Consider the following 1,664-nt stretch of genomic DNA (forward strand, 5'->3'; position numbering starts at 1 on the left):
GAGGCGACACCCGGGCCCTCGGCCTGCACAGCCTCAACCCACGGCACAAAAACGGTCCACCAACTCCGTCGGCGGACCGTCACGAAACTTCGAGGTTAGACACTCAAGCGCCTCGTCACTCGGATGGCTGGACGCTGCCTTAAGCTGCTGCTCCACACGCTCAGCCGCGTATCGAGTATCAATCTCCACACCCATAGGAAGCTTCACGCGTTCGATGCGATCGATGTAATGCATCGTTGCGGGCTTCGCCAGCGTGAACAGGAGCAGGAAGATCAGGATCGTTGTAGTTGGCCAGGCGACAATCTTGACGATCTCAGTACCGTCGGCAAGCAGCATGCTCTAACTCTGAGTGCCGCCGAGGCGATTCCCGGCAGGCTCCCTGCATCTACCCAATGATTCACCCGTTGTCCTTAACCAGACCGATGAGGGTGCCCTGTATAGCAGCACCCCCCCTCCATCCCGGTGCCGGCCGATCCCCCGCCGCAGGCATCGTCTTGGACCGTGGCCGCGTAGGTCGGGTGCTCGACTCATGGCCCTTCGGCCCTACACACACGCGGGCGCGCGTCGGCGGCAGCAGCGCCGAGCGAGCCGAAGGCAGGAGCCGGGAAGCGCGCCCGGCGGAGCGGAGCGCAGCCGGGTGCCTTGATCGAGTGGAGTGTCTTGCCTGTGGTACGTAAGTCGGGCGAGCCGCTCACACCGTCCAAGGAAGCACTCTGACAGGCTCCTGCGCCACAGGAACGGAGCACCGTTGTGACCTGCGATGAGATTTCGTCGGTTGTCAACATTAGGCGCCGTTGCGTGCCGTCGCGTGGCCCGGGGACGGCCCAGGAAACGCATCACATGGGCTGACAGGCCTCACGTCTCGGAGACCGGAGGGGTACCCTTTGGCCAAGGCCATGGGGTGCACAAAGGACAGCTCCCTCCCCAAGCCCGAGTATCAGACCCCGGACACGAGGGTGGCGCCCTCAGAAAAACGACAGCAACGCCGAGGCTGACCGAGGGTAGGGACTGACCTGGCATTCGATCTTGCCGGATGGCAAGTGGAAATGAAAGGCGCCCAGCGGGTCCTCAATTCCTATACCGGTACTCCCAGCGAGTCGCCCAAATTCTCGGGCCCGGGCGGCTTGGCGAGGTGTGCCGTGATTACTGTTTCCATCGCTGTCTTCGTCGCTACGGCCGTTGTTGCCCTCTGCGGGCTCGCCGCATGGTGGCTCTGGTTGCGATTTTGCCGCCACATAGTCGACAACCATGGTGGTCCCAAGCAGCTGGGGAAGGCCGCTGAGGTCGCCAAATCGTTCTTTAAATGGCAAAGTCCCCGCCGTGTGAAGGTGAAGAAGTCTGACGCTTCGTCACTTCGTTAAGGCGATCATGCGTACGGCTAGGGCGGCGGAACCTCAATGACCGAATCGTTTGTTGCCCTCCTCCGTCAGGCTGAGGGCAACTGGGCGACTGCAGATTGGGCCTGATGCATGCCCTCTTGACAGAGCGCGGCTAAGCCTGATCCAGGCGACATCTGGCAGTCAACCTCGTCAGCCCCTCGGTTCCCGCGCGATCGGGCATGGCTGAGAAGCCGTGTCTCAACCGAACATGATCGGTTGATTTCTGCTGGTCAGGCATGGTCTGGCTCGTAGTGAGGGAGGCATCGGGCGTCTTGTTTCCGCTCC

The 1,664-nt window shown here is 62.1% G+C and carries 1 protein-coding gene; it reads right to left on the bottom strand.

Going from position 1 to position 1,664, the window contains the following annotated elements; translation table 11 throughout:
- Window positions 1–33 precede the first annotated feature (33 nt).
- The gene (locus tag ADL01_RS19860; protein ID WP_053743360.1) at window positions 34–336 is read right to left on the bottom strand and encodes a hypothetical protein; all 303 of its coding nucleotides are present in this window, start codon (window positions 334–336) and stop codon (window positions 34–36) included.
- Window positions 337–1,664: the final 1,328 nt, after the last annotated feature.

This window comes from Streptomyces sp. NRRL WC-3618 (genome assembly GCF_001280005.1).
In the GTDB taxonomy this organism is placed as follows: domain Bacteria; phylum Actinomycetota; class Actinomycetes; order Streptomycetales; family Streptomycetaceae; genus Streptomyces.